Here is a 22864-nt window from a genome sequence, read left to right on the forward strand (position 1 = left end):
ATTATTCGTCTTTTTTAGAAGGAACTAAAAAGACATCGATAAGTCCTTCCGGAAGCTGCATTTTGATAAACCTTTCTTCCCGGTTCACCTCAAGAATCCAGTCTTTGATGATAGGGATTACCACTTCTTTTCCATCCAGGTTGGTTACGAAATAGTTTTGGGCAGTCTGATCATTTACAGATCTTATCACACCACATTCTTTGTCATTTTCATCAAGGATATCGAAACCGATGATTTCATGATAGTAAAATTGCTTTCCTGAAAGTTTTGGAAGTGTAGAAAGCGGTAAGTAGACATTTTTTCCTAAGGATTGGTCTACCAATGCCTCGGAAGAGTTTTTAAAGGCAAGATTCAGCGCATCGTTTTTACTCCATGCTGATCGTTCAATAAAAAAAGGAACCAATAATCCGTTGATTTCAACGAATATTGATTCCAATTTATTGTAAAGCTCGGGTTGATCGGTATCCAGTTTAAGGATAACGTTTCCCGCAAGGCCATGTCTGCGTGTGATTTTTCCTAGTAAATAGCAATCTTCTTTACGCATACAGGGTTATTCTTAAGCTTCAGTGTTTTCTTCAGTTTCAGCAGCAGGAGCTTCTCCTTCTGTAGCTTCAGCAGCAACTTCTTCAGCAGGTGCATTAGCAGCTTCTTCAGCAGCTTTAGCATCAGCTTCTACTTGTGCAGCAGCAGCGATTCTAGCTTCGTTTACTTTAGCTTCAGCTTCTAAAGCAGCTTTCTTAGCGTCAGCCTGAGCTTTAGTTAAACCTTCAACTTTACCTTGTACTTTTTGTTCTTTAGATTCTACCCAAGCATTGAATCTTTTTTCAGCTTCAGCTTCGTCAAAAGCACCTTTAGCAACACCACCTTGTAAGTGTTTTTTGTAAAGGGCACCTTTATAAGAAAGGATCGCTCTTGCAGTATCAGTTGGCTGAGCACCGTTGTTTAACCACTTTACAGCAGAATCAACGTTCAAATCGATAGTTGCAGGGTTAGTAATTGGGTTGTAAGTTCCTAGCTTCTCGATGAATCTACCATCTCTTCTAGCTCTAGAATCTGCAACCACGATGTGGAAGAAAGGCTTACCTTTTTTACCGTGTCTTTGTAATCTGATTTTTACTGACATAATGTTGTGAATTTTATGGGAACTCGTCCCAGTTAAATATTTAAGAGTGCAAAGATAATACTTTTTCTGATATGTTAATAAGTTGATACGATAATTTGTTGATTTTTCTATCTCGTATCATAATTATTGATCTATTCTCCTGTCAGGTTACCCATGTAGAAAAGTCCCAGGCATTTCTGATTTTCCTCAATAGTTAAAGATTCTTTAAGATGGTTTACAATAGCTGGGGAACTCCAGTAGCAGCCTACATGATGGGCGGTACAGGTAAGGTACATATTTTGAACTGCCATGGAAACAGCAGCAATCTCTTCCCATTCCGGAACCATGCCACTGAAATTGATCACAATGGAAACAACAGCGTCTGCTTTATTAATTTTGAAGCCGATATCCTGGTATTTCTTCTCCAGAAAAGTCTGTTCGGCCTGCGTAGCTTTGTAAATAGCCTGCATTTCTGAAGCTAACCTTGCTTTTTCTTCTCCTTTAAAAATCTTAAAACGCCACGGTTTTGTACGCTTATGATTAGGAGCTAAAGTTGCTGAGTGTAAAATTTCATTTATGATTTCCTGAGATATTTCGTTTTCAGAATAATCTTTTGGGAATATACTTCTCCTTTGTTCTATGATGTTTTTTAAAATTTCTGCATTATTCATACGGCAAATTTACAATATGTAATTGAATGCATTACATTGATTTATTCCTGATTTTTCAACAGTAAACTTCGTTTTCTGTACATTTTGTAATTCGTGAATAGAAATGTGAAGCCAACTGTCAAAACCAGGCTTCTTGAAATCCAAAGCTCCAGATCCCGCGGAACAGTCCCCGAAAATGATAAATAAAGAAGACAGACGGTGTAAATGATTCCGGCATTGATCCAGATGCGCCCCGGATCCGGATAAAATTTTACGGTCATCGAACGGTTATACCCAAGAACAGGCAAGAGCTTATGATGATCCCAGATTAATAGTATAATTACAGCAACCATCATCAGCGAAGTTATCACCCAGGTTCCAGTAAAAGAAAGACTGATGGTTATGATCCAGATATTGCTTAATATGGCTAGAAACATAAGAGTTCCTAAGACTGCGTACCGCTGTGTCATGAGTAAAATTCCGGCCACAACCTGGCAAAGCCCTAAAAAATTCCAGTAAAACCCCGTCCGGTACATGGCCTCAAAGAAATATCCGATAGGAGTATCCGTTGAAAGCATGGTAAATCTATTTCCCAATAGTTTCGTAATGCCGGAAGGAAAAAATGCAAATGCCACCAAATACCGTAAGTGAATAATGATCCACTGATTTAATCCGTTTGTCCGTAGTTTTTCAAATGTCATGGCATATAAGTTTTGAGAGTGTGTGAAGGGTTGGAGATTCTGAGCGTGTTTGTATTTCTGGAAATAATTGGTAACAACTGAGTTAAAGACTGCAAAATCCGATGTCTGAAATTCAGCATTAGGCTCTTGATTCTTGGCTCCTGATTCTGATTTCCCAATCAAATCACCTCTACAATCTTCTGATGGATATTATTCAATGTAAAAGCATCACCGGATTTCATGCCCATCATTTTTTTAGCCATAGGGCTTTCCGGGGAAATAGCGTAAAAACGGTCGCCTTCATAAAAGAATTCTCCCAATGAAACCGAAATATAGAAACGGGCTTTGTTGGTGATCACCAGAGAACCCAGCTGTATTCTTTCAGTAGAAGTGTTCAGAACTTTTGACATATTTCTTTTAAGATCATTCAAAGCACCTAACTGACGCTGCATCTGATAAATTTCTTCCTGCATTTCCTCCCTCATACTGTCATATTTTGGGGTCTTTTTAATATCCCGGCTTGCTTCCAGGGTAAACTCGATAAAATTTTTAAGCTTTTCTATTTTTTCAGAAATCACTGTTTTTACGTAATCTCTTATATCACTTTTCTCAAATACGATCTTCTCCATGAATCTAATCTTTACATAAAGATAATAATTTTTTAAAATAACCTGAGCCCGGATAATAAAATGTGTAATCCAAAAAAAGGCAGCAAAAAAGCCTTGCATTTCTACAAGGCTTATATCTTTATTTTTCAGCAATCTTTTTAAGATTTCCCAACCCTTGGTCAAACATCTTTTTCATATTCATATCCATCATAGGTTTCATGATCTTCATCATGGTAGTCAGTTCATAATCAATTGCCCAGGTTACTTTGGTTCCGTTTCCTTCAGGAGTTAACACAAAAGCAGTTTTAGCGTCACTTTCAAAAGGTTTGATAAAATGAAGCTTTGTAATTAATTTTTCATTGGGTACAATTTCTGTGATGGACTGCTCGCCCTCTCCTACTTTATCATTCCCTTTCCAGTGGTAGGAATCCCCCACTTTGTCTCCGGCTCCGGAATAGGTGATCACAATATCCTTGTCCGCTTTGGAAAAAGGATCCCAGACATTGTATTCTTTTAATGAGCCAACATGCTGCCAGACTTTTTCTTTCTGCGCATTAATAACGACTGATTGTTCAAAGTGATAATTTTTATCGAAAGCCAGTATTGCAATAACTGCATACACTACGGCCAAAAGAATGATTACGCCAAGAATTTTTAAGAGTGTTTTCATAGTTTTGATTATTTTGAGTTTATTTGTTTAACTTTTAAACACTTAGCAGACTTAATTTAATCGTGTCTAAAGTGTATAATTCCCTGTTTTCAAAATTAGTCATTCCACCCTCGCCGCCTCTTTTCATATGACAAGATTATTAAAGATAAAGTTTTTTTGTCACATCTTGATATCCGGGCATTATTTTTGTGGATTTCAGCTCTGATTCAATAAATCATTAAATTTACCTTCATATAAAAAATCGAAAAATGAATATTTTAACAGAAAAATTCAATACACCATATGACGCGGCACCATTTAACGGCCTTAAAAATGAAGATTTTCTTCCAGCTTTCAGGGAACTGATCAAAAAATCCGAAGATGAAATCAATGCTATTGTCAGCAATCCTGAGACACCAACTTTTGAAAATGTCATTGAAGCATTGGCTTATTCAGGTGAGCAACTGGATGTGGTCTCGAATATTTTTTTCAATTTAAATTCAGCAGAAACAAGCGACGAAATTCAAAAGATCGCTCAGGAAGTTTCTCCGCTTCTGACTGAATATTCTTCAAAAATCTCTCAAAACGAAGCTCTTTTCAGTAAGATCAAAAAAGTATACGACGAAAAAGAAAAATATAATCTGAATGAGGAACAGGAAATGCTGTTGAACGAAACGTATAAAGGTTTTGTAAGAAGTGGCGCCCTGCTGAATGAGGAGGATAAAGAAAAGCTGCAGAAGATCAATATGGATCTGTCTTTGAAGTCACTTCAGTTCGGGCAGAATGTCTTAGCATCTACCAATTCCTACTTTAAACATATTACCAACAAAGAAGATCTTGCAGGAATTCCGGAAGCTGTCCTTGAGCAATATGCTGAGGAAGCGAAAGAAAGAGAGCTGGAAGGCTGGGTAGTTACATTACAGTATCCAAGCTATATTCCGTTTATGACCTATGCTGAAAACCGTGAGCTGAGAAAGGAAATTGCTCTGGCCAGCGGTAAAAAATCTTTTGACGGCGGAGAATTCGACAACCAGGAGCTCATCAAAGAGCTCCTGCAGCTAAAACAGCAGAAAGCCGAATTATTAGGCTATAAGAATTATGCAGATTATGTTCTCGAGGAAAGAATGGCAAAATCTCCTGCAAAAGTTTTTGATTTTTTAAATGAACTTTTAACGAAAGCAAAACCTTATGCAGATAAAGAGATCGAAGAGCTGAAATCTTTGGCCAAAGCTGACGGAATAGATCAATTACAGGGATATGATCATACTTTCTACGCAGAAAAACTGCGAAAGCAGAAATACGATTTTAATGATGAAGAGCTGAAGCCGTATTTCCCATTGAACCAGGTACAGGAAGCTGTTTTTGGCCTGGCTGGAAAACTTTTCGGACTCAGTTTTGAGGAAAGAAATGATATTCCAAAGTACCATGAAGATGTGAAAGTATATGAAGTTTCTGAAATTAGAAATGTGAATCCATCAAAAGATTTCAAAGCATTACTTTATGTGGATTATTTTCCAAGAAAAGGCAAAAGAGCCGGAGCATGGATGACAAGCTATAAGAATCAGTATAAAAAAGGCGTCGAAAATTCCCGACCACACATTTCTATTGTCTGCAATTTCAGCAAGCCTACGAAAGATACCCCAAGCTTACTGACATTCCAGGAAGTGACGACTTTATTCCACGAGTTCGGACATGCGCTTCACGGGATGATGGCGGATACACAATATCCAAGCCTTTCCGGAACTTCTGTGAAATGGGATTTCGTAGAGCTTCCATCTCAGTTTCTGGAAAATTTCTGCTATGAGCCTGAATTTTTAAAAACTTTTGCCAAACATTATAAAACCGGCGAAGTTCTTCCGGATGAAAAGATCGAAAAGATTGAACAGTCTAAAAATTTCATGGAGGGTTACCAAACTATGAGACAGCTTGGCTTCGGACTTCTGGACATGAATTACCATACGAAAATTAAAGAATTGGAAAGTGTAAGTGTGAAAGAATTCGAAGATAAATACACAAAAGCCACTTCGCTTTATCCTGTCAATCCTGAAACGGCTATGAGTCCTAGTTTTTCTCATATCTTCCAGGGCGGATACTCTGCCGGCTATTATTCTTATAAATGGGCAGAGGTTCTGGATGCAGATGCATTTCAGTACTTTAAGGAAACCGGAATTTTCAATCCCGAAACAGCTGCCAAATACAAAGTGCTTCTTTCTTCGGGCGGCACAAAAGATCCGATGGAATTGTATAAGAGTTTCAGGGGAAGCGAGCCAAAGGTGGAGAGTTTGCTGAAGAGGGCGTTTGGGTAAAACAGAATGAATTCATCCAACAAGTACTTAATAAAATTTTCAAGTTGCAATGAAAGAAAATAAATATGACACCCCTTCCTTTTTCGAGGAATACGAAAAAATGCTCCGCTCTCAGAAAGGACTGGAAGGCGCAGGAGAATGGCATACTTTTCAAAAAATGTTACCTGATTTCACCTCAAAAGATATTCTTGATCTGGGTTGTGGCTTTGGCTGGCACTGCCGATATGCAATAGAACAGGGCGCGAAATCTGTTACTGGAATTGATCTTTCGGAAAAGATGCTTGAAAAAGCCAGAGAAATCAATCAACTGAACGGCATTGCATATGTAAGAAAGGCACTTGAAGATGTTGATTACCCTGCTGAACAGTTTGATCTTGTCTTAAGTTCTTTGACATTTCATTATATAGAATCATTTGAGACAATAGCAGCCAGCATATATAAATGGCTTAAGCCTGAAGGTCATTTTGTTTTCTCTGTAGAGCATCCAGTTTTTACAGCAGAAGGCAGTCAGGACTGGGCCTACGGATCCCAAGGGGAGAAGCAGAACTGGCCTGTAGACAATTATTTCCTGGAAGGAAAAAGAAATACAACGTTTCTTGGTGAAAATGTTGTGAAATACCACAGAACTTTAACAAACTATCTCAGCAGTCTTTTAAAGCAGGGTTTCAAGATTAAAGAAGTGATTGAGCCGCAGCCTACTTCAGAAATGCTGAAGGAATTCCCAGAAATGAAAGTGGAATTACGGCGTCCTATGATGCTGTTGATTTCTGTAAAAAAGTAAATTCAGTTTTTTAATTTCTAAACAAGAAAAGGCCACTTTACATTTAGTGTAAAGTGGCTTTTTTACTTTTACGGAAATGTGTAAATTGGCCGGATTGTCTATTTTAATCTTACCGAATAATGCCCCCTAACCCGTTATAGTACATCTTTAAGCTATACAACCGACCGAGAATAGAAAGAGATCTACATTTAATCAGACCTAGATAAATTTCCATGATGCAAATCCCACAATATTAGAAACAACGCAATGACAGAGCTAATTCCTACAATAAACGAAATTATCAAGTATGGACTTCAGCCCAACTTGAGGGTAAATGACAAAGAAAAATTGCTGGAACAACAGCTTGTGAAAATTTACAAGCTTTATTTTGACATAGAATACAGATTTGACGATGCAAGCTATCCAGACTTTGACAAATCACAACTTCCAGATATTAGGCAAAATGTTGCAATTAATTTTAAAGATTTTGGTTTTTATAAAACAATCCTTGACATCAATGACATTAACAATCAACAGGACAACGGAATCGGTGATGCAATTGAAGACTTGAGCGACATAATCACAGACCTTTTACAAATCAAATGGCGAATTGAAAACAATAGCTGGGCAGACGGACTTTGGTATTTCCAACTTATTTTTCACGGACATACGCAACAGCACATCCTTGATCTTTTAAACTATATGAAACAAAAAAATAAGAAAACTATTTGAACTTATCATAGACGTTGTAAGAAACAATATTTTACGTTCCAGTTTACATAATGAGAGAAAAAACAGCTATTAACAAGGCCACCACTACTTTTTCCATCATTTCAAGTCTTTGACAACCCAGAATTTCATATGAACACACAAGAACAAATCACAGAATATATAACCAGCCAGCCTGAACCAAAATACAGCGATATACAGGAGCTGCATCGCATCATTTTCGAAATAATACCGGAATGTAAATCTGGGTTTCTGAATGGTAAAAACAGTGAAAGCAAAACGGTTTCCAATCCCAATATTGGGTCTGGACGCCACACCATACACTATGCCGGTGGAAAAACCAGGGAAATTTTATCAACTTGGTCTCAGTGCGAACACAACCGTAATTTCTGTCTATATCCTCAATATCAGAGATAAGGTTTACCTAGCTGAAATATATGGGAAAGAAATTGGCAAAGCAAGCTTGGCAGGATATTGCATTAAATTCAACAGTAGCACTGTCCATAAACTAAGCCGTCGGGCAAACCGAGATCTCTTTACCCTCAGCATACGTTTCCCCCAGTCGCAGAGACTTTCCAAAATAGGAATTAAATCCAAGCCTTTATTGGTCAAAACATATTGAATCCCAACAGGAATGGTCTCAGGGATTTCTTTTTTGACAATAACTGCATGCGTTTCCAATTCTTTAAGCTGGCGCCCTAAAACCTGCTCAGAAATATTAGGCAATTCCTTTTTCAGCAAATGGAACCGGTTGTTCCCCTGTGAAATGGAATACACAATTTGTGACTTCCAACGGCCGCCAATTATTGCAATTGCTGAGTTTAATTCACAAATCTGAAACAAAAACTGTTCATTGATTGCATTGGTAGAATTTTCTTTACGCATAGCTGTCGTTTTAACGCTCACAATTTTGTTCGTTATTGCACACCATAAATTGCCAGCCGAATTTTGCAATAAAAATACGAAATATGAATAAAGCAATAAGTATGATGGTTGGATTATTGACAGCAATTTCATCAAAAGCTCAGGAAAAATGGATTATAAAATCTGAGCATTTGGCACAATCTGATACTGTCCTTGTTTTTAAGCCAAAAGCACATCACAAAACAGAAAAACTTCCTTTGGTTTATCTTTTACACGGTTACAGCGAAAACTATAAACAATGGTCACAAACTACAGATTTACAAAAAATGGCTGATCATTATGGTTTTATTATTGTTACCCCAGACGGTTTTACCTCCTATTACATCAACAGCCCGATCAACAAAGGTTCGCAGTATGAGGATTTTTTCTTCAAAGAATTAGTTCCGAAAGTGCATCATTCTTTTAATATTGATGGCAAGAATATTTTCATCAGCGGTTTGAGCATGGGTGGCTATGGAGCTTTGCGGTACTTCATTTCACATCCTGATTATTTTAATACAGCAGGTTCCACAAGCGGAGCCCTGGAAATTGATTATCCTAATTTTCAGAAAGTAAGTCAGCAATTCTGGCAGAACAACAGGATGCCGGATGACCTAATAACAAAATTGGGCAATCCGAAAACCACAAATTGGAATCAGTTCAGTATATCAACCCTTTTGAAACAGCATCCTGGCTTTAAGAAAGCATTTATCTTTGACTGCGGAACAGAAGATATTTTATATTCAAATTCCATCAGCCTGAAACAACAGACTCAAAGTCTGAACATTCCGGTAACTTTCATCAGCCAGCCGGGCGATCATAATACAGAATACTGGAGAAGGTCTATCGAGCATCATTTTGTGTATTTCCAGCAGCATTTGATAAGATAGAGAACCAAAAGCGGCTGAAAACTACTTAAATCAACAGATTAAAAGTAAAAGTTAATCAGGTTCTTTCTCCGAGACGTTTATAAATTCACCATTTTTCATAACAATCTGGTTGCCCCATTCTGTAATTGCCTCTAAAACAGGGATAAAGGTTTTCCCAAGATCTGTTAAGCTGTACATTACCTTAATAGGCGGTTTTTTACCAAAAACTTTCCTTAATACTAAACCGTCTTTTTCCAATTGTTTTAACTGTAAGCTCAACGTCATTTCGGTAACTGTTGCCAACTCTTTACGAAGTTCGCTATATCTTTTAGATTCGTCTTTCAAATGGTAAAGTATAACTGCTTTCCACTTTCCACCTACCAAATCCATGGTAAGGCTTACTGTACAAGGATATATTTTCCCTTTCAATTTCACGTGATCCCCAATGCATTCTGTTTTCATTTTAATTTTATTTAGCCTATCTGTTTAGATAGTTATTGCATATTCAGTGTACTAAAAATAATTTTGTAACTCAATTAATTATAGTACAAATTTAGAAAAAATGAAAATACTTATTATTCTTGCTCATCCTGAAGAAAAAAGTTTCAATGCAGCTATGTTCAACACTGCGATCAGCATTTTGGAAAAAGAAGGCCACGAAGTCAAAACAACCGACTTATATCAAGAAAATTATCAGCCTGTAAGTGGAAAAGGAAATTTCACCCGGTTAAAAAATACAGATTATTTCAAGCAACAGGACGAAGAGGTATTTGCCTTACAGCAGTCTACATTTATGCCAGATATTATATCTGAACAGGAAAAGGTTGAATGGTGTGACATGATGATCTGGCAGTTTCCCTTATATTGGTTTTCGGTCCCTGCCATCTTAAAAGGCTGGATCGACAAAGTGTTTACAATGGGAAAATTTTATGATAACGGAAAAATTTTCGGTAATGGATTTTCTGTTGGGAAAAAAGCAATGCTTTCCCTGACAACCGGCGGACCCGAAAAAAATTATGTTGATGCCAAATACGGCGATATACAATCTATTCTATTTCCAATACATCGCGGGATTCTTGAGTTTCTTGGCTTTTCAGTTGTAGAGCCGGAAGTAGTTTATTCCGTCGAACGGCTTTCCGAAGCGGAAAGAGAAATTGTATTAGGTAACTGGTCAAAAAGATTAATCAATATTGAGGAGGAAATCTCACAAAGGACTACAGAACAAACCGGATTGAAGTAGTACATTTGTATTTGCTGTATGTTATAAAATGACAAAAACTACTGCATGATCTTTTTCATTATCCTTCTATTCAGTTTAGTCTTGGGACAAGTGCCACTTACGGGTGGAACCCTGAAACAAGGTTATTAAAAAAGGTAGAGAAAAACAAAAATTTACGGGGTTTCCAGTGTGAAAATCAGAAAGTATGAATTTTTCCAATACAAGATAAGCTTATTTAAACTTTTAATTTTTTAGGGAATACATTCACTTTCTATCAAAAAAACATTTTCTTCCATTTTGCGACCGTATTCCTGCTCAGTTTGAAATGGCACGCCAACTGGCTGTTGTTCAGTTTATTTTTTTTCTGATAATCCAGTATTTCAAAAATCGTTTTGCGGTCATAAGAACGGTGCTGTTGATTGAATGCCTCGGTCTCCATATTTTTTGTTCCAAAAATCTTATCATTTAGTTGGATAATATCCAGTAAGGAGAGTTCTTTTTTTTCCAGCAATGTCCGGCATTCTTCTTTTTTATGAGGATATTTACAGTCCAGAATATCCTGATAAATACGTTTATAATCCGGCTTTGTTTGTGTATCAATGATTCTCATTTTTTTATATTACTTGTTAGATGCATTTTTAAATAAATTGTCAGTTAAGGCAAGTTTCCCGACAGGCCACTCTACCCGAGGGAACAAACTCTGTGGCAAGCCATCCAAAGTGACCTGTAAAATAATTATTCATATCGGATATTTTTCAAAACACCTGCCCGGGAAAACCTTACAGGTGTTTGTGCTTAGTAAGTAAGATGAATTAAGTGCGGGACTAATCCTGCATTCTGTGACCACTTGATTAATTAAGTTCAGATATGATTTTTATATTTTTTACGGTTTTACATACAATGCATTATCCACTTTAAACAAACCACCGCTTGGCAATGTTGAACTAAGACCAAGTGCTTCTGATCCAAAACTTGGCAAACCTTCTATAATAACAGGAGTAAGATCTGCCGCCTTCGCTTTGATAACATGTAAAGACGCCTTTGGATTGGCTTTTGTAACTCTAGAATACCCTTTTTGATTGCCAGTGTTCACAACTACTTCAGCTGCAGCGTTGTCATTATTGTTGATCACTAACGTATTGTCTTCTGCCACAAAAGCTACATTTGACCACAAAGTGTTACCGGTTTTAAAATCAAAATAAACATTGTTGCTACTTGCGTCTATTTCTACACTACCGGCACAGAACCATTTTTGAAACTCGCTGCGGCAATCCCTGATGCGGCATCTGCACCTACTACCTGTAACCTGTTTGTTATTGTATTTGAACCGGTACCGATACCCAAGTTACCATCCGGATCAAGTCTCATTTTCTCAAGAGATGTGTTTGAAGCACCTGTGGTAAAAAACGAAGGTCATTTCTACGGTTTGTGCAGTTACCAACATAATTGGACATAATCTTGGATTGAATCCCACATTCTATAACTAATTATTAAACTTCAGATATAATTTTATGTATTTTTAATATCTCACCATCAACTCTCCTGTACTTTTTCTGTACAAACCTCCTACTGGTAAAGATGCTGCAGCTGTATTGTCGTTAAATACCGGTAAACTTTCTATGATAGCTGGCGTAAGGTCTGATGGTCCTTTTACTACGTGCAACTTGGCAGATGGCGCACCTGTATTGATACCTAAATTACCATCCGGATCAAGTCTCATTTTCTCCGCGGCTGTTGTACTTGCTGTGGTGAAAAATCGAAGGTCATTTCTACGGTTTGTACCGTCTCCTAGATAATTGGACATAATTTTTGAGCCATCACCGTTTGTAAAGCCAGTTGGCGAATAATAATCAAAAAGGTAAGATGCGATCACATCTCCATTCTGTAAAGGTTGCTCACCGCCTTTTGATCCTCTTGAACTTCTAAGATTAATTTGAGCTCCTTTGTTACCTACCGTACCAACATATTCAGTTAACATAATTCCTGAATTTGGCCCCCCGGTAGTTGTTCGTTCTATCTCCAAAGGTCTTCCCGGCGTTGTTGTACCTATTCCCACATATCCTTTGAAGTAACTTGGGATAGCGGCATCATTGTAGAATGCCCATTTTTCTGATGTTGCTGATGTATTTGTTAAGGTTTCAGCAGACGGATGTACATAATATCCATAAAACTTATCTACTATGGAGCCAGATACAACAGAGGCTGAATAACCAAAGTAATCAGCAATTCCTGCGCCTTTCGAATCAAGATTTAAATGAGATCCATATCCAAGAGGTTGTTTAATAGTCGATGTTGGTCTTATATTTAACTTAGAATACATAACTGCAATGTTATCTGCTTGTCCAGAAAAAATTTGCATTTCGTTATTTGTTCCATAGAATATACCTGCTGTACCAGATGAAGTCCCAAGAATATTTACATTATTTATACCAGATATATGTGTCATATGCCCTGAACCTTGATGGTTTACACCCGTACGAGTTCCAAATAGGTAGTTTTGATAATTGGAAGTATTGCCAGGGACTATGTTGAGATTTAATTGTGCTGCTCTATATGATTGAGCAACTGTTGGTTCAGAATTATTAAGATATAATAGTGAATTTGTTCCTGAATACGCAGTACCTACAGGCACAGTTACCGTAGCTGCAATGGTATCTCTTACTTCAAGTTTTGACAATCCTAAATCAGAAGTCCCTATTCCAACATTCCCCATTTGATAAATATTCTGTGTGTTAGATGTAGCCTGTGTATTGGTAGCTGCATCGTACCAAGGTTCTGTGTTTGCAGCACTAAATTTTTGCCAGATGGTACCATCAAAATAATAGTAACCTTCTGCTGTGATATTTGCTGTTTTGACAGAAGGTGTACCAACAGCTGATGTTGCATATACAATAGCTCCTTTTTGATCTGCAAGATACTGTCCATCTTTTCCTTTAATATCGTCACCCGATAGTCTGGGAGCGATAATTCCTTCTGCTGCTGTGCTAGGTGTTTTTGCAGAAACGTCTAAAGTTGCTTTCGGAGTTTCGTTGTTAATACCCACCTGAGAGTAAGCCAATGAACTTACTACTAAAGCGCCTAAAAGAATAATGTTTTTTTTCATTTTAAAATGTTTTTATCTATTGTTCTATTTGTTTTTTCTTGTGTTTGCCACGAAACCGAAAATTCGAGGAACACTTTGAGATCCTTCGCTGCGTTGCTCTTCGCTCTGGATGACAGATGCATAACTTTTGTTGTGGATGACAAGTTCTTGTTATGATGTTTTTTGAATGTCCGTTTTTGGTTTCGTTATTGTTGAAATGCCCAAAAACGGACAATCTTATATCTTAATAATCTATTCTAGTAAAAATTTTATTTGAGCTTCAAATATTATGGGCAAGCAATTGCGGCAGACACAACCATGGCACCCAAATTAGAAACGGTTACTCTACGGCATTGACCATTTGGCGAGCGTAAAATAATGCCACTTCCAATATCCTCCACATATACATCGCCACCTTTTACCTGTACTTTACTGTTGGGTACATTAGTTCCTATTCCTAAATTTCCTCCGTTGGAGTTAATTGCAACTTGAGCTGCGTGACCTGAATTATGAGAATTAATCAATAATCTGTCGTTCGCTACATCATAAGCTAAATTTGAACTGAAGTTAGTACCATTCTTAAAATCTATATAAACATTATTATCACTTGCACCCATCTCAAGATATCTGGCAGTAGTAGGATTATTTTGGATTCTGACAGCAGAAACGCCACCAGGTCCAACTATATGTAAAGGATTCGCCGGTGCGGCTGTACCTATACCAATATTACCCGCTGGAGCGGTAACAGAACCAGTTAAGCCCGTACCAAAAATAGCACCGCCAATATTTAGCTGGTTAGAAGTACCGAAATTTGCTAAGGTTTGATTAGCTCCAATGGCAATGTTATTAGATCCGGTTATCAGTGTGTTATTATCAGTACCTCTTGCAGCAAAATATCCTAAGGCAACATTATTGCTTCCTGAAGAATACCTTAGTGCTTCTTTACCAATGGCGGTATTTCCATTTTGTAGAGCTGCAGATGAGCCGCCTTCTAAAGCACGTTCACCTATAGCTGTATTATGACTCGCTGTAGTTATCGTACGACCAGCACCATTACCAATACCAACGTTGCTAAGTCCTGTTGTTAATTCACCTAATGTGTAATTACCCATTGCCTGGTTTCTTTGTCCTGTTGTTAATTTCCCTAATGCAGCATAACCAATAGCACCATTAAAATTACCCGTTGTTACTGTAGCTCTTGGTAAAGCTAATGTACCAAAAGCAGTATTTTGTACTCCGGCTGGAGATACCCATCCTGCTTGGATGTCATTTCTTCTAAAAACAAGGTCTACATCATTTGTTGTACCTAAGAAATGGATGTCTGCGTTAATATTATTGTTTCCTGTGATTTTCCAGTCGTTGCCATTAACGTTTTGCCATACAGTACCATCAAAATAATAGTAGCCTGCCCTATCTATATTGATGGTTTTGGTGGCTGCTACTCCTGCATCGGAGCTTGCACTGGTTGCATAGACGATGCTTCCTGTTTGTGCTGCGATATACTGTGCATCTTTTCCTTTGATCTGATCTCCTGTCAATCTTGGGGCAATGATACCTTCCGCTGTTGTGGCATCTGTTGTTTTTGCGGTAACATCCAAAGTCGCTTTCGGGGTTTCCGTATTGATACCCACCTGGGCTGCTGCCATAGTTGCTCCAATCACAGCAACACTTGTAAAAATTTTCTTCATTTCTTTCTGTTTTTTTTATTATTGTTTTTATTATTATCTGCTGCTAACGCCATTTTTCTCGTTCCGAAGTCCGTCATCCTGGTCATACAACGTCATTCTATAGGTTCGGAACGCCAAACTTGAGGTCTGCAACGCCATTGCCGGGGTTATACAACCTCATTGTTGGGGTTCAGGACGTGGAACCTGGGGTCTGCAACGCCATTTTTCAGGTTGTACAACCCCGTTGGTGGAGTTCGGAATGTAAAAAATGGGGTCTTCAAACATCAATGCCGTATTTCAGAACCCCATTCCCGAAACACAAAATCCGATATTCATTATTTCAGAAAACAAAGAGAAACAACTTACTGAATACAGACAACTTATTAGCGTACATAATTCGGAATTATGTGGATGCATTTTTCCTGCTTCTAAAGCTCGTTTTTAACCTTTCCATAATATTTTCTGACGACGATCTCTTTCACGGTTTTATCTTCAAAAAAAAGATATAATACCGTTTTCCTGCCCAGCCAAGTGGTGTGGAGGATGTACGTCCAAACCTCTGCAGGGTAGTAATTAAAATCCTGACCCATTACTGCCAAAATTTCTTCCTTACTCTTTCCTGCCAAATACTGTAATGTACTCTTCGTCATACGTTTGAACTTGCAATGAAGCACCTTAGATTGATGAGCTTTGTAAATTTCCTCGAAAATTGGTACAAATGGACCACTACTGCAATTACTATGGGTACAGAATCCCGTAATACACCTACATAATTCGGAATTATGTAGATGTGTTTTTGAGATAAGGCAGCAGGTATTTTCTTTAAAATCAATGCTTTAAAATTTGAAAAAGTATTATTAATTGATTATAAACACCGATTATTGTGATTTGAAAATTTGATTAATGTTATATATTTGTGGTACTATGAAAACACAAATACTTCTTTCTTTTGCATTTCTGCTTATCTGTTCTCTGTCTTTTGCACAGATCGCTGAGATTCCCAAATCTTATCAGATAAAAATAGGACAATATCAGGAGGAGCTGAAAACCCATCCGGAAGCTGCACAGAAAAAATTATTGACTCTGATAAACGAAGCCGAAAAGAAAGGGCTTCATCTCGTGAGCATCCGTGCTTATGAAGTATTTGCTTACCGCTATGCCACTATAGGCGATGGTCAAAATGCACTGAAATATGCAAAGGCAGCGGTGGAACTAGCAGAGCAGCACGATTATCCGGCAGAAGCTGCGGTGATGTATGGCGTAATCGGGCAGCAATATGGCAGAATGGGGATGGATGATGATGCCAAAGAATATATACAAAAAGGCATCGACCTCATTAAAAAACCTAAGAATGATGCCGAGAAGCATCATCTGGGAAATCTCTACAGCTACCGCCTGTACACCAAAGAAACAAGCAAAGACAGCAGCCAGATCTACCTGAAATATGCGAAATTGGCTCTTGCCTCTTATCTGACGATAGATAATGAAGAACTGCGTGAAAAGTCCAGTGTCCTGGGATACGGAAATGTGGGAATGTGCTACTCTGAACTGAAACAGTACGACTCTGCCATTGCAGCGTTGGATAAGGTGCTGGCAATTAATAAAGGAAAGAATGCCTATATGTCCGGCAACGCTTATCTGCAAAAGGGAATGCTTTTTCTGGATAAAAAACAACCTGATTCTGCAGAAGCTAACCTCAAAAAATCTGAGAAGAATTTCTCCGGAAAAGAATTCATCAACGAAGAAAAGGAACTGTACTCTCACTTTATAAAGCTGTATGAGCTAAAAGGAGACCCCAATAAACTGAAAGAATATAAATCTGCTTATCTGGAACTGGAAAACCGCCAACAGAAATCAAGACTTGGAACTGCCACCGAATTGTTGAAAAATGAAAATAAGGAGAAAAAAACAGTGATCTCCAATTTCTACAAAGTTGCTGTGGGACTTGGTATTGTCATCATCTCATTGCTCATCATATTGGGTATCCAGAGAATAAAGTACAGAAGAGAAAAAGCGGCTTTTGATGCATTTCGGAATAACAGAATTTCAGACGAGAAATATTCTGCCGGAAACCATTTAACAGAAAATAATCCTGAAATCAAAGCAACCCCCGAAAAAGTACAAAAAAATGATGCCCTGAATGAAGAAACCGAAATCAGACTGTTACAAGGTCTGGAAAAGTTTGAAAAAGAACACGGCTACAACGAAAAAGGAATTGCACTTGGGAAAATTGCGTCTCAACTCAATACCAACACCAAATATCTTTCTATGGTTATCAAAAATCACAAAGCCGATAATTTCAGCAATTATATCAATACACTCCGTATCAATTACATTGTAGATAAAATAGAGAACGCCCCGGAATACAGGAAATATAAGCTGAGCTATCTGGCAGAAGAAACGGGCTTCTCATCAGCCAATGCTTTTTCCAAGGTGTTTAAAGATGTCACGGGCGTTTCGCCATCATCATATATCAGTTTGCTGGGAAAAGAAAAAACAAATGACTTTACCTAGCCACAGTCTGATTACATTCAAAATAAAAATGAAGTATAATTCTACCAGACTCCTGTTTATAGGATTATCATAGTGTCATTTTTACTTTTTGAGACAGCCTGATGAACTCAGAAAGCAGATCATTGCCTATGAATAATTATTCCCGGAATTGAAATTATCTAACGGATTTTTTACTTTTGACATTATCCGCATCACTAACTGAAATGGAAGAGGGCCCAAAAGTAAATCCTCCCGATTAAAACCAATCTCTATGACCGGAAAAATCAAAAAAATAGCAGATCCCTTTTTCAGTGTTTTAGGATTTATTGTTATGGGAGGAGGAATACTGTTCCTTGTCTTCATAGAAAATCCGGTCAGATATTTTTTTTCATGTTTTATTCCTGGTGGTTGTTATCAAGTTGAAGAGCTTTCCAAACCTTAGAATTGATTTTAAAAAAGTAGCCGGGAATTTTCTTATCACGAATGGTGTGGCTTATTTATCTTTAATTACCCTCTTATCACTTTCCCCGTTTTTGAAAATTCAGGAATTTAAGCTTTCCCACCTGGCCTGGAAACCTGTCAGTGCACAAATAATAAAACCCACAGCTCTATGGAATATCGGGTATAAGCAGAAAAGAAATTCCTACGTAGATGTCTGCTATGAATATCCGTCTGACGGAAAACTATATAAAAATTCAGCATCCGAAGCCCTATACCAATACTATCCCTTCTGGAACGGAAAGAAGAGCCACGAACTGGTCGATGAGTTTTCAAAATCAGTTTCAGAGAAAATAAAGAAAAAGGTATTATATCATTTTCAGCGATCCTGATCAACCTGAAAAAAGTAAATTATTTTTGTCCACAGACTTATTTTATTTTCAGGAATCGTTATTTTATGATATGGTAACTGGTATGGCGGCATTACTGCTGATCATTCTGGGACTTACCGCAGCTATTTTTTTAGTGCCGGTAAACAGGGCAACTGGTGAAAAAAGAAAATAGATGAAAAAGAAAAATCATCATGAATAAATTATGAAAAATCAGTATTTTTCAATACTTTTGAATGTAACATGACAATAGTTGAACAGCTTTATGAAATATTAGACCAACGCAGACGCCCGGAAGATGTCGCGGAAATCATTATTGAACTGTTGAAAAAAGGTTCTCTGAAAAGAAGTATGTTCGGGTATACTCCATGCTCGAAACTTTCGGAACTGCTGCCGGTGCTGAAAACAGATTACAAAGGCCATTGAAGCCAGCATCAAAAAACATCCTTACCGGGCAAAGTCTACAAGAAAAAAGGAAATAATTCCATCCCCTGTTCCATTGGAAAATGAACCGGAAAATTACGAAGAGGCCGTAGCCACAGAATGAAATCAGGAAAACCAATGAAAAAATATCATCAAAACTTAAAATCATGTTATTAGCCATCTTACTTCCTTTTCTGTCTTTCATGGTCCGGGGGAAAATTCTTACCGGAATCATCTGTTTAATTTTGCAAATCACTGTCATTGGCTGGCTTCCTGCTGCCATCTGGGCTGCTTTATCCTTAAACAATGCAAGAGCAGACCAACGTAATGAAAAACTGATTCGCACGATCAAACGAAGTCAAAGATAGTGTTGTAACACTCTACATAAAATAAAACGTCGGTATTTACCGTTTTTTTACTGAACAACTATAAAGCATAACATAGTAATGATATTATTATATATCTTTGTATAACAAAATAATAATCATGATCCCTAGAAAACTTTTCACAGCCCTTTTATTATTGTTGCTTTTTTGCAGTACCAATGCACAAACCATTGAAAAAGAAACAGACAGCTTAATCGCTGCTGAATTTAATGATCCCAATGGGCCCGGAGGTGTATTTATAGTTTCCCATAAAGGAAAAACCATTTACCGTAAAGCTTTTGGAAAGGCTAATCTGGAACTGAATGTCAATATGACTCCTGAAAATGTTTTCCAGATCGGTTCCATGACTAAACAATTTACATCGGTCGCTATTCTGATGCTGGAGCAGCAGGGAAAACTAAATGTGAGTGACCCTGTTTCAAAATATATTAAGGACTACCCTTCCGGTGACAAAATTACGATCCACCACCTGTTGACGCATACTTCGGGAATCAAGGATTTTACAAAAATGAAAGCTTTATCCACTATCGCACAAAAAGAAATGAAGCCTGAAATGATGGTAGGTTTTTTCAAAAATGAAGCTGCTGATTTTGCTCCCGGAGAAAAATTTGAATACAATAATTCGGGATATGTGGTGTTAGGATATATTATTGAGCTTGTCTCAGGACAGACTTATGAAGATTTCATTAAAAAAAATATCTTTGAAAAGGCAGGTATGACACATTCTTACTACGCCAACGACCGCCAGCTTATTCCCAACAGGGCGTACGGTTACCACCAGAAAGAACACGGATTTGTCAACAAGACCATGATCAGCTTCAGTGTCCCTTTTTCATCCGGATCTTTAATGTCAACGGTAGATGATATGCTGAAATGGCAACTGGCTTTGACCCAAAATACACTTCTTAACCAAACAGAAACTAAAAAGGCGTTCCAAAAATACACATTGAACAACGGAGAAGAATTCACTTACGGCTATGGATGGCACCTGAAGGAGATTAATGGAATTCCGGACAGGGAACACGGCGGAAGTATTTTCGGTTTCAAAAGTATGGGAGTGTATATTCCCGGTAAAGATATTTACGTTATAGGATTCAGTAACTGCGACTGCCATTCTCCTACAGAGATCACCAGAAATATTGCTAATACAGTTTTAAAGACTGTTAAAGAATAATTTGTCTTTAAAAATCATTATTCATTTCTTAAGAATTATTTGAATTCAAAAATTCTGAACATATAGATCATATACTTTTCAGACTATCTTCTTTTAGGAAATATATACTCCGGAACCTTTACTATTGAAATTAGAACGGCAAAAAGACAGATAATATTAACAGCCAAAGCGGTGGAAAAAGCATTACGATACTGCTGTTCTGAAGGTTTCGTTCCCAGGAAATAGTAAAAGATGCTTCCTATCACAATAATTCCGATTATCGCAGCCGTCTGCTGAAAAGTGTTATAAACTCCCGAAGCATTTCCGGCAAGTGTTTGCGGAAGTTCTGACAGGGCAATATTGGCCAATGAAGGAATAATAGACCCAACACCTAAACCATGAAAAAACAATAACAGACAGAGCATAAAAAAAGAAGTTTCTGTATCAAATAAAAAAATCTGCAGAAGAAGAACAGCTATAATTAAGCCCAACCCAGTAACTAAGAATGTTTTGCCATACCGTAGAATAAGCTTTGTCGAAAACAGAGAAGCCAGGATAAAACCCAATCCCTGGAAAACAATAATTTCACCTGCATCCATTGACCCGATATGCAGCCCATCCTGAAAAAACAACGAGAGAATATAAAAATAAGAATCCAGCATTATAAAGAAAAAAGAAACTGCCAAAATACCCAGATTGAAATTTTTATAGCTAAATAAATTGAAATCAATCAGATAAGATCTCCCTTTTTTTAACCTCATTCTTTGGTTTTTTTGAAAAAAAATTAAAATGAGTATTGAAATCAGCGTCATTATTATACTTTTAACCTGTACTCCCTGATGTTCAGACATGGTAAGCGCGTACGTAAAACAAAAAAGCCCTGCAGCCAATAACATCACACCAAAAAAATCGAATGTGTTTTTTTCAGTTGAAGTTTTAGATTCATTTAATATTTTTTGACTGAAAAATATAGCAAGAATACATACAGGAATATTGATGAGAAAAATAAGTCTCCAGGATTCCTGCATCACAGTTACTGACGAAAAATAGCCGCCTAAAAACTGCCCCAGAACGGTTCCCGCACCAATCGTAATTCCATACCAGCTCATTGCTTTTGTTCTTTCTTCATGTCCAACAAACAGGACCTGTATCATCGACAAGACCTGTGGAGACATGAATGCTGCACTGATTCCCTGAATAAAACGGGAGATGACAAGAAGTACTGCACCAGATGAAATCCCGCAAACAATAGAGCTCATCATAAAAAACAGCAAACCCATCATAAAAATTTTTTTCCTCCCATACAAATCCCCAAGTCTTCCTCCAGTGATCAGAAATGAAGCAAAACCAATTAGATAAGACGCAATCATCAGCTGCATTTCTCCGTTGGAAGCATGAAGATCTCGCTGGATTGACGGAATGGACACATTAATGATAAAAATATCCATAATCGTAAGCAATTGACCGGACAATATAACTATCAGTTTCAAATATTTAACATTCATTTTTATATAGATATATCTATTTATAAATAAGTAAATGATTAAGGCATCTGAGCCTCAATCATTTTTTGAATTTGATCAAAAGAATCTGAATTTTTATTGATCATAGATGTTACTACAGCTCCTTCTATCAGCAGGAAAATATTTTCTGTAACCAGATCTTCATCAATATTTTCATTTTCTGCATAATCATCGACCAGTTTTCTGATCATTTCTTTCTGTTTCAGTTTGTGCTGTCTTACAAAGCCCGAAACTGTCGGGTTGCTGTCTCCTACCTCCGCAACAATTTTGATGAAATGGCAGCCTGCGAATTTTGATGATAACTGCATTTTTTTACGGTAATCAACCAATGAAAATATCTTTTCTCTTGGTCCGGAAACTTTTGCAGAATGCTCTTCAAAACTCTTGAACCATTCGAATTCTTCTTTGACAAGATAAGCCTGAAGAAGATCATTCTTGGATGAGAAGTGGTTGTACAATGAACCTATTGCAATATCAGCTTCAGCAATAATCTGGTTGATTCCAGTTGAATTGAAACCTTGCCTGTAAAAAAGATCTGAGGCTACTCTGATAATTCTTTCCCGTACTTTTTCCTTTTTCATCTGAAAATTTTTACAAATATATATAAAAATAGATAAGTCTATCTATTTTAATTTGCATAACTGCAAAAGAGATATAATTTTAGAACCAGAATAAAAATAAAAGCAATAGTTGAAATTTTTATCAAAAAACACTGAAAATATGGATATGTTATAGCAGACCTTAATAAAACAGAATAGCTTTTTCATAAAAAAACATTATATTATAAATAATTCTCTGCATAACATTTTTAGTTTTAGTCCCTACATATTTTGTA

29 protein-coding genes are annotated in these 22864 nt (G+C 37.2%); 13 read left to right on the plus strand and 16 right to left on the minus strand.

The window, feature by feature from the left end; translation table 11 throughout:
- Position 1: 1 nt before the first annotated feature.
- The 6 genes from rimM to DRF60_RS04915 form a co-directional block, all read right to left on the minus strand.
- Positions 2-544 (minus strand): ribosome maturation factor RimM, encoded by a 543-nt coding sequence (gene rimM / locus DRF60_RS04890; RefSeq protein ID WP_116010989.1) that lies wholly within the window; start codon positions 542-544, stop codon positions 2-4.
- 12 nt (positions 545-556) lie between these two features.
- Entirely contained in the window at positions 557-1123 is a 567-nt protein-coding gene (locus tag DRF60_RS04895) for a 30S ribosomal protein S16 (RefSeq protein ID WP_116010990.1), read from the minus strand.
- A 131-nt stretch (positions 1124-1254) separates the two neighbouring features.
- The gene (locus DRF60_RS04900; protein ID WP_116010991.1) at positions 1255-1773 is read right to left on the minus strand and encodes a nitroreductase family protein; all 519 of its coding nucleotides are present in this window, start codon (positions 1771-1773) and stop codon (positions 1255-1257) included.
- A 41-nt stretch (positions 1774-1814) separates the two neighbouring features.
- Positions 1815-2615, minus strand: a complete 801-nt coding sequence (locus DRF60_RS04905; protein WP_238640025.1) for a DoxX family protein — start codon at positions 2613-2615, stop codon at positions 1815-1817.
- Positions 2612-3061, minus strand: coding sequence for a hypothetical protein (locus DRF60_RS04910; protein ID WP_116011090.1), 450 nt, complete (start codon positions 3059-3061; stop codon positions 2612-2614). The genes DRF60_RS04905 and DRF60_RS04910 overlap by 4 nt, the downstream gene beginning before the upstream one ends.
- Before the next feature lie 118 nt (positions 3062-3179).
- Positions 3180-3710 (minus strand): SRPBCC family protein, encoded by a 531-nt coding sequence (locus DRF60_RS04915; RefSeq protein ID WP_116010992.1) that lies wholly within the window; start codon positions 3708-3710, stop codon positions 3180-3182.
- 248 nt (positions 3711-3958) lie between these two features.
- Between DRF60_RS04915 and DRF60_RS04920 the strand changes: the two genes are divergently transcribed.
- The 4 genes from DRF60_RS04920 (at position 3959) to DRF60_RS04935 (ending at position 7901) form a co-directional block, all read left to right on the plus strand.
- Positions 3959-5995 (plus strand): M3 family metallopeptidase, encoded by a 2037-nt coding sequence (locus tag DRF60_RS04920; RefSeq protein ID WP_116010993.1) that lies wholly within the window; start codon positions 3959-3961, stop codon positions 5993-5995.
- A 49-nt stretch (positions 5996-6044) separates the two neighbouring features.
- Entirely contained in the window at positions 6045-6776 is a 732-nt protein-coding gene (locus DRF60_RS04925) for a class I SAM-dependent methyltransferase (protein WP_116010994.1), read from the plus strand.
- 246 nt (positions 6777-7022) lie between these two features.
- Complete coding sequence (locus DRF60_RS04930; RefSeq protein ID WP_116010995.1) at positions 7023-7487, plus strand: DUF5063 domain-containing protein; 465 nt, start codon at positions 7023-7025, stop codon at positions 7485-7487.
- A gap of 129 nt (positions 7488-7616) precedes the next feature.
- Positions 7617-7901 carry a hypothetical protein gene (locus DRF60_RS04935; protein WP_238640027.1) on the plus strand — a complete coding sequence of 95 codons (285 nt, stop codon included), beginning with the start codon at positions 7617-7619 and terminating at the stop codon, positions 7899-7901.
- Positions 7902-7904: 3 nt separating this feature from the next.
- Here the strand turns inward: DRF60_RS04935 and DRF60_RS04940 are convergent, their stop codons facing one another.
- On the minus strand, positions 7905-8369 hold the full coding sequence (locus DRF60_RS04940) for a winged helix-turn-helix transcriptional regulator (protein WP_238640034.1): 465 nt from the start codon (positions 8367-8369) through the stop codon (positions 7905-7907).
- Between the two features lie 83 nt (positions 8370-8452).
- Here DRF60_RS04940 and DRF60_RS04945 point away from each other — a divergent pair, with 83 nt between their 5' ends.
- Positions 8453-9277, plus strand: coding sequence for an alpha/beta hydrolase (locus tag DRF60_RS04945; RefSeq protein ID WP_202974446.1), 825 nt, complete (start codon positions 8453-8455; stop codon positions 9275-9277).
- 51 nt (positions 9278-9328) lie between these two features.
- Here the strand turns inward: DRF60_RS04945 and DRF60_RS04950 are convergent, their stop codons facing one another.
- Positions 9329-9718, minus strand: a complete 390-nt coding sequence (locus DRF60_RS04950) for a winged helix-turn-helix transcriptional regulator (protein WP_116010996.1) — start codon at positions 9716-9718, stop codon at positions 9329-9331.
- Positions 9719-9818: 100 nt separating this feature from the next.
- On the opposite strand from DRF60_RS04950, the gene DRF60_RS04955 reads away from it, so the two are divergent.
- A complete protein-coding gene (locus DRF60_RS04955) occupies positions 9819-10496 on the plus strand; it encodes an NAD(P)H-dependent oxidoreductase (RefSeq protein ID WP_116010997.1) in 678 nt (225 codons plus the stop codon).
- Positions 10497-10749: 253 nt separating this feature from the next.
- Here DRF60_RS04955 and DRF60_RS04960 read toward each other — a convergent pair whose 3' ends face one another.
- The 6 genes from DRF60_RS04960 to DRF60_RS04980 form a co-directional block, all read right to left on the minus strand.
- Positions 10750-11085, minus strand: a complete 336-nt coding sequence (locus DRF60_RS04960; protein ID WP_116010998.1) for a helix-turn-helix domain-containing protein — start codon at positions 11083-11085, stop codon at positions 10750-10752.
- A 273-nt stretch (positions 11086-11358) separates the two neighbouring features.
- Entirely contained in the window at positions 11359-11649 is a 291-nt protein-coding gene (locus tag DRF60_RS04965) for a hypothetical protein (RefSeq protein WP_116010999.1), read from the minus strand.
- Positions 11650-11702: 53 nt separating this feature from the next.
- Positions 11703-11843 carry a hypothetical protein gene (locus tag DRF60_RS21065; protein ID WP_157967926.1) on the minus strand — a complete coding sequence of 47 codons (141 nt, stop codon included), beginning with the start codon at positions 11841-11843 and terminating at the stop codon, positions 11703-11705.
- 151 nt (positions 11844-11994) lie between these two features.
- Positions 11995-13578, minus strand: a complete 1584-nt coding sequence (locus tag DRF60_RS04970; protein ID WP_116011000.1) for a hypothetical protein — start codon at positions 13576-13578, stop codon at positions 11995-11997.
- Between the two features lie 266 nt (positions 13579-13844).
- Positions 13845-15218 carry an autotransporter outer membrane beta-barrel domain-containing protein gene (locus tag DRF60_RS04975; protein WP_123902634.1) on the minus strand — a complete coding sequence of 458 codons (1374 nt, stop codon included), beginning with the start codon at positions 15216-15218 and terminating at the stop codon, positions 13845-13847.
- Positions 15219-15652: 434 nt separating this feature from the next.
- A complete protein-coding gene (locus DRF60_RS04980) occupies positions 15653-15874 on the minus strand; it encodes a hypothetical protein (protein WP_116011002.1) in 222 nt (73 codons plus the stop codon).
- A 274-nt stretch (positions 15875-16148) separates the two neighbouring features.
- Between DRF60_RS04980 and DRF60_RS04985 the strand changes: the two genes are divergently transcribed.
- The 7 genes from DRF60_RS04985 to DRF60_RS05005 all read left to right on the plus strand — a co-directional run bounded on the left by DRF60_RS04985 (position 16149) and on the right by DRF60_RS05005 (position 20527).
- Positions 16149-17738, plus strand: coding sequence for an AraC family transcriptional regulator (locus DRF60_RS04985; RefSeq protein WP_167443705.1), 1590 nt, complete (start codon positions 16149-16151; stop codon positions 17736-17738).
- A 250-nt stretch (positions 17739-17988) separates the two neighbouring features.
- Positions 17989-18159, plus strand: coding sequence for a hypothetical protein (locus DRF60_RS21070; protein WP_157967928.1), 171 nt, complete (start codon positions 17989-17991; stop codon positions 18157-18159).
- Positions 18137-18547: a hypothetical protein gene (locus DRF60_RS04990; protein WP_116011004.1), complete on the plus strand. Its 411-nt coding sequence runs from the start codon at positions 18137-18139 to the stop codon at positions 18545-18547. Before DRF60_RS21070 ends, DRF60_RS04990 begins: the two co-directional genes overlap by 23 nt.
- 25 nt (positions 18548-18572) lie before the next feature.
- Positions 18573-18719 carry a hypothetical protein gene (locus DRF60_RS21075; RefSeq protein ID WP_157967929.1) on the plus strand — a complete coding sequence of 49 codons (147 nt, stop codon included), beginning with the start codon at positions 18573-18575 and terminating at the stop codon, positions 18717-18719.
- A gap of 68 nt (positions 18720-18787) precedes the next feature.
- Positions 18788-18970 carry a hypothetical protein gene (locus DRF60_RS04995; protein ID WP_116011005.1) on the plus strand — a complete coding sequence of 61 codons (183 nt, stop codon included), beginning with the start codon at positions 18788-18790 and terminating at the stop codon, positions 18968-18970.
- Positions 18971-19134: 164 nt separating this feature from the next.
- A complete protein-coding gene (locus tag DRF60_RS05000; RefSeq protein ID WP_202974447.1) occupies positions 19135-19335 on the plus strand; it encodes a YqaE/Pmp3 family membrane protein in 201 nt (66 codons plus the stop codon).
- A 118-nt stretch (positions 19336-19453) separates the two neighbouring features.
- Positions 19454-20527: a serine hydrolase domain-containing protein gene (locus DRF60_RS05005; protein WP_116011007.1), complete on the plus strand. Its 1074-nt coding sequence runs from the start codon at positions 19454-19456 to the stop codon at positions 20525-20527.
- Between the two features lie 83 nt (positions 20528-20610).
- On the opposite strand, the gene DRF60_RS05010 is transcribed toward DRF60_RS05005, so the two are convergent.
- Together DRF60_RS05010 and DRF60_RS05015 are read right to left on the minus strand one after the other, a co-directional pair.
- Positions 20611-22011 (minus strand): MFS transporter, encoded by a 1401-nt coding sequence (locus tag DRF60_RS05010; RefSeq protein WP_116011008.1) that lies wholly within the window; start codon positions 22009-22011, stop codon positions 20611-20613.
- 38 nt (positions 22012-22049) lie between these two features.
- Positions 22050-22610, minus strand: a complete 561-nt coding sequence (locus DRF60_RS05015; RefSeq protein WP_116011009.1) for a TetR/AcrR family transcriptional regulator — start codon at positions 22608-22610, stop codon at positions 22050-22052.
- Between the last annotated feature and the right edge of the window lie 254 nt (positions 22611-22864).

Origin of the sequence: Chryseobacterium elymi, assembly GCF_003385495.1 — a bacterium.
Classification (GTDB): Bacteria; Bacteroidota; Bacteroidia; order Flavobacteriales; family Weeksellaceae; genus Chryseobacterium; species Chryseobacterium elymi.

Bases quoted from the DNA above. Each gene is read 5' to 3' on its own strand.
- DRF60_RS04930 (WP_116010995.1), top strand. From the start codon at position 7,023: ATGACAGAGCTAATTCCTACAATAAACGAAATTATCAAGTATGGACTT.
- DRF60_RS05010 (WP_116011008.1), bottom strand. From the start codon at position 22,011: ATGAATGTTAAATATTTGAAACTGATAGTTATATTGTCCGGTCAATTG.
- DRF60_RS04980 (WP_116011002.1), bottom strand. From the start codon at position 15,874: ATGACGAAGAGTACATTACAGTATTTGGCAGGAAAGAGTAAGGAAGAA.
- DRF60_RS04925 (WP_116010994.1), top strand. From the start codon at position 6,045: ATGAAAGAAAATAAATATGACACCCCTTCCTTTTTCGAGGAATACGAA.
- DRF60_RS04895 (WP_116010990.1), bottom strand. From the start codon at position 1,123: ATGTCAGTAAAAATCAGATTACAAAGACACGGTAAAAAAGGTAAGCCT.
- DRF60_RS04985 (WP_167443705.1), top strand. From the start codon at position 16,149: ATGAAAACACAAATACTTCTTTCTTTTGCATTTCTGCTTATCTGTTCT.
- DRF60_RS04995 (WP_116011005.1), top strand. From the start codon at position 18,788: ATGACAATAGTTGAACAGCTTTATGAAATATTAGACCAACGCAGACGC.
- DRF60_RS04915 (WP_116010992.1), bottom strand. From the start codon at position 3,710: ATGAAAACACTCTTAAAAATTCTTGGCGTAATCATTCTTTTGGCCGTA.
- rimM (WP_116010989.1), bottom strand. From the start codon at position 544: ATGCGTAAAGAAGATTGCTATTTACTAGGAAAAATCACACGCAGACAT.
- DRF60_RS04940 (WP_238640034.1), bottom strand. From the start codon at position 8,369: ATGCGTAAAGAAAATTCTACCAATGCAATCAATGAACAGTTTTTGTTT.
- DRF60_RS04970 (WP_116011000.1), bottom strand. From the start codon at position 13,578: ATGAAAAAAAACATTATTCTTTTAGGCGCTTTAGTAGTAAGTTCATTG.
- DRF60_RS21065 (WP_157967926.1), bottom strand. From the start codon at position 11,843: ATGAGACTTGATCCGGATGGTAACTTGGGTATCGGTACCGGTTCAAAT.
- DRF60_RS05015 (WP_116011009.1), bottom strand. From the start codon at position 22,610: ATGAAAAAGGAAAAAGTACGGGAAAGAATTATCAGAGTAGCCTCAGAT.
- DRF60_RS05005 (WP_116011007.1), top strand. From the start codon at position 19,454: ATGATCCCTAGAAAACTTTTCACAGCCCTTTTATTATTGTTGCTTTTT.
- DRF60_RS04955 (WP_116010997.1), top strand. From the start codon at position 9,819: ATGAAAATACTTATTATTCTTGCTCATCCTGAAGAAAAAAGTTTCAAT.
- DRF60_RS21070 (WP_157967928.1), top strand. From the start codon at position 17,989: ATGACCGGAAAAATCAAAAAAATAGCAGATCCCTTTTTCAGTGTTTTA.
- DRF60_RS04910 (WP_116011090.1), bottom strand. From the start codon at position 3,061: ATGGAGAAGATCGTATTTGAGAAAAGTGATATAAGAGATTACGTAAAA.
- DRF60_RS04900 (WP_116010991.1), bottom strand. From the start codon at position 1,773: ATGAATAATGCAGAAATTTTAAAAAACATCATAGAACAAAGGAGAAGT.
- DRF60_RS05000 (WP_202974447.1), top strand. From the start codon at position 19,135: ATGTTATTAGCCATCTTACTTCCTTTTCTGTCTTTCATGGTCCGGGGG.
- DRF60_RS04960 (WP_116010998.1), bottom strand. From the start codon at position 11,085: ATGAGAATCATTGATACACAAACAAAGCCGGATTATAAACGTATTTAT.
- DRF60_RS04935 (WP_238640027.1), top strand. From the start codon at position 7,617: ATGAACACACAAGAACAAATCACAGAATATATAACCAGCCAGCCTGAA.
- DRF60_RS04945 (WP_202974446.1), top strand. From the start codon at position 8,453: ATGAATAAAGCAATAAGTATGATGGTTGGATTATTGACAGCAATTTCA.
- DRF60_RS04920 (WP_116010993.1), top strand. From the start codon at position 3,959: ATGAATATTTTAACAGAAAAATTCAATACACCATATGACGCGGCACCA.
- DRF60_RS04950 (WP_116010996.1), bottom strand. From the start codon at position 9,718: ATGAAAACAGAATGCATTGGGGATCACGTGAAATTGAAAGGGAAAATA.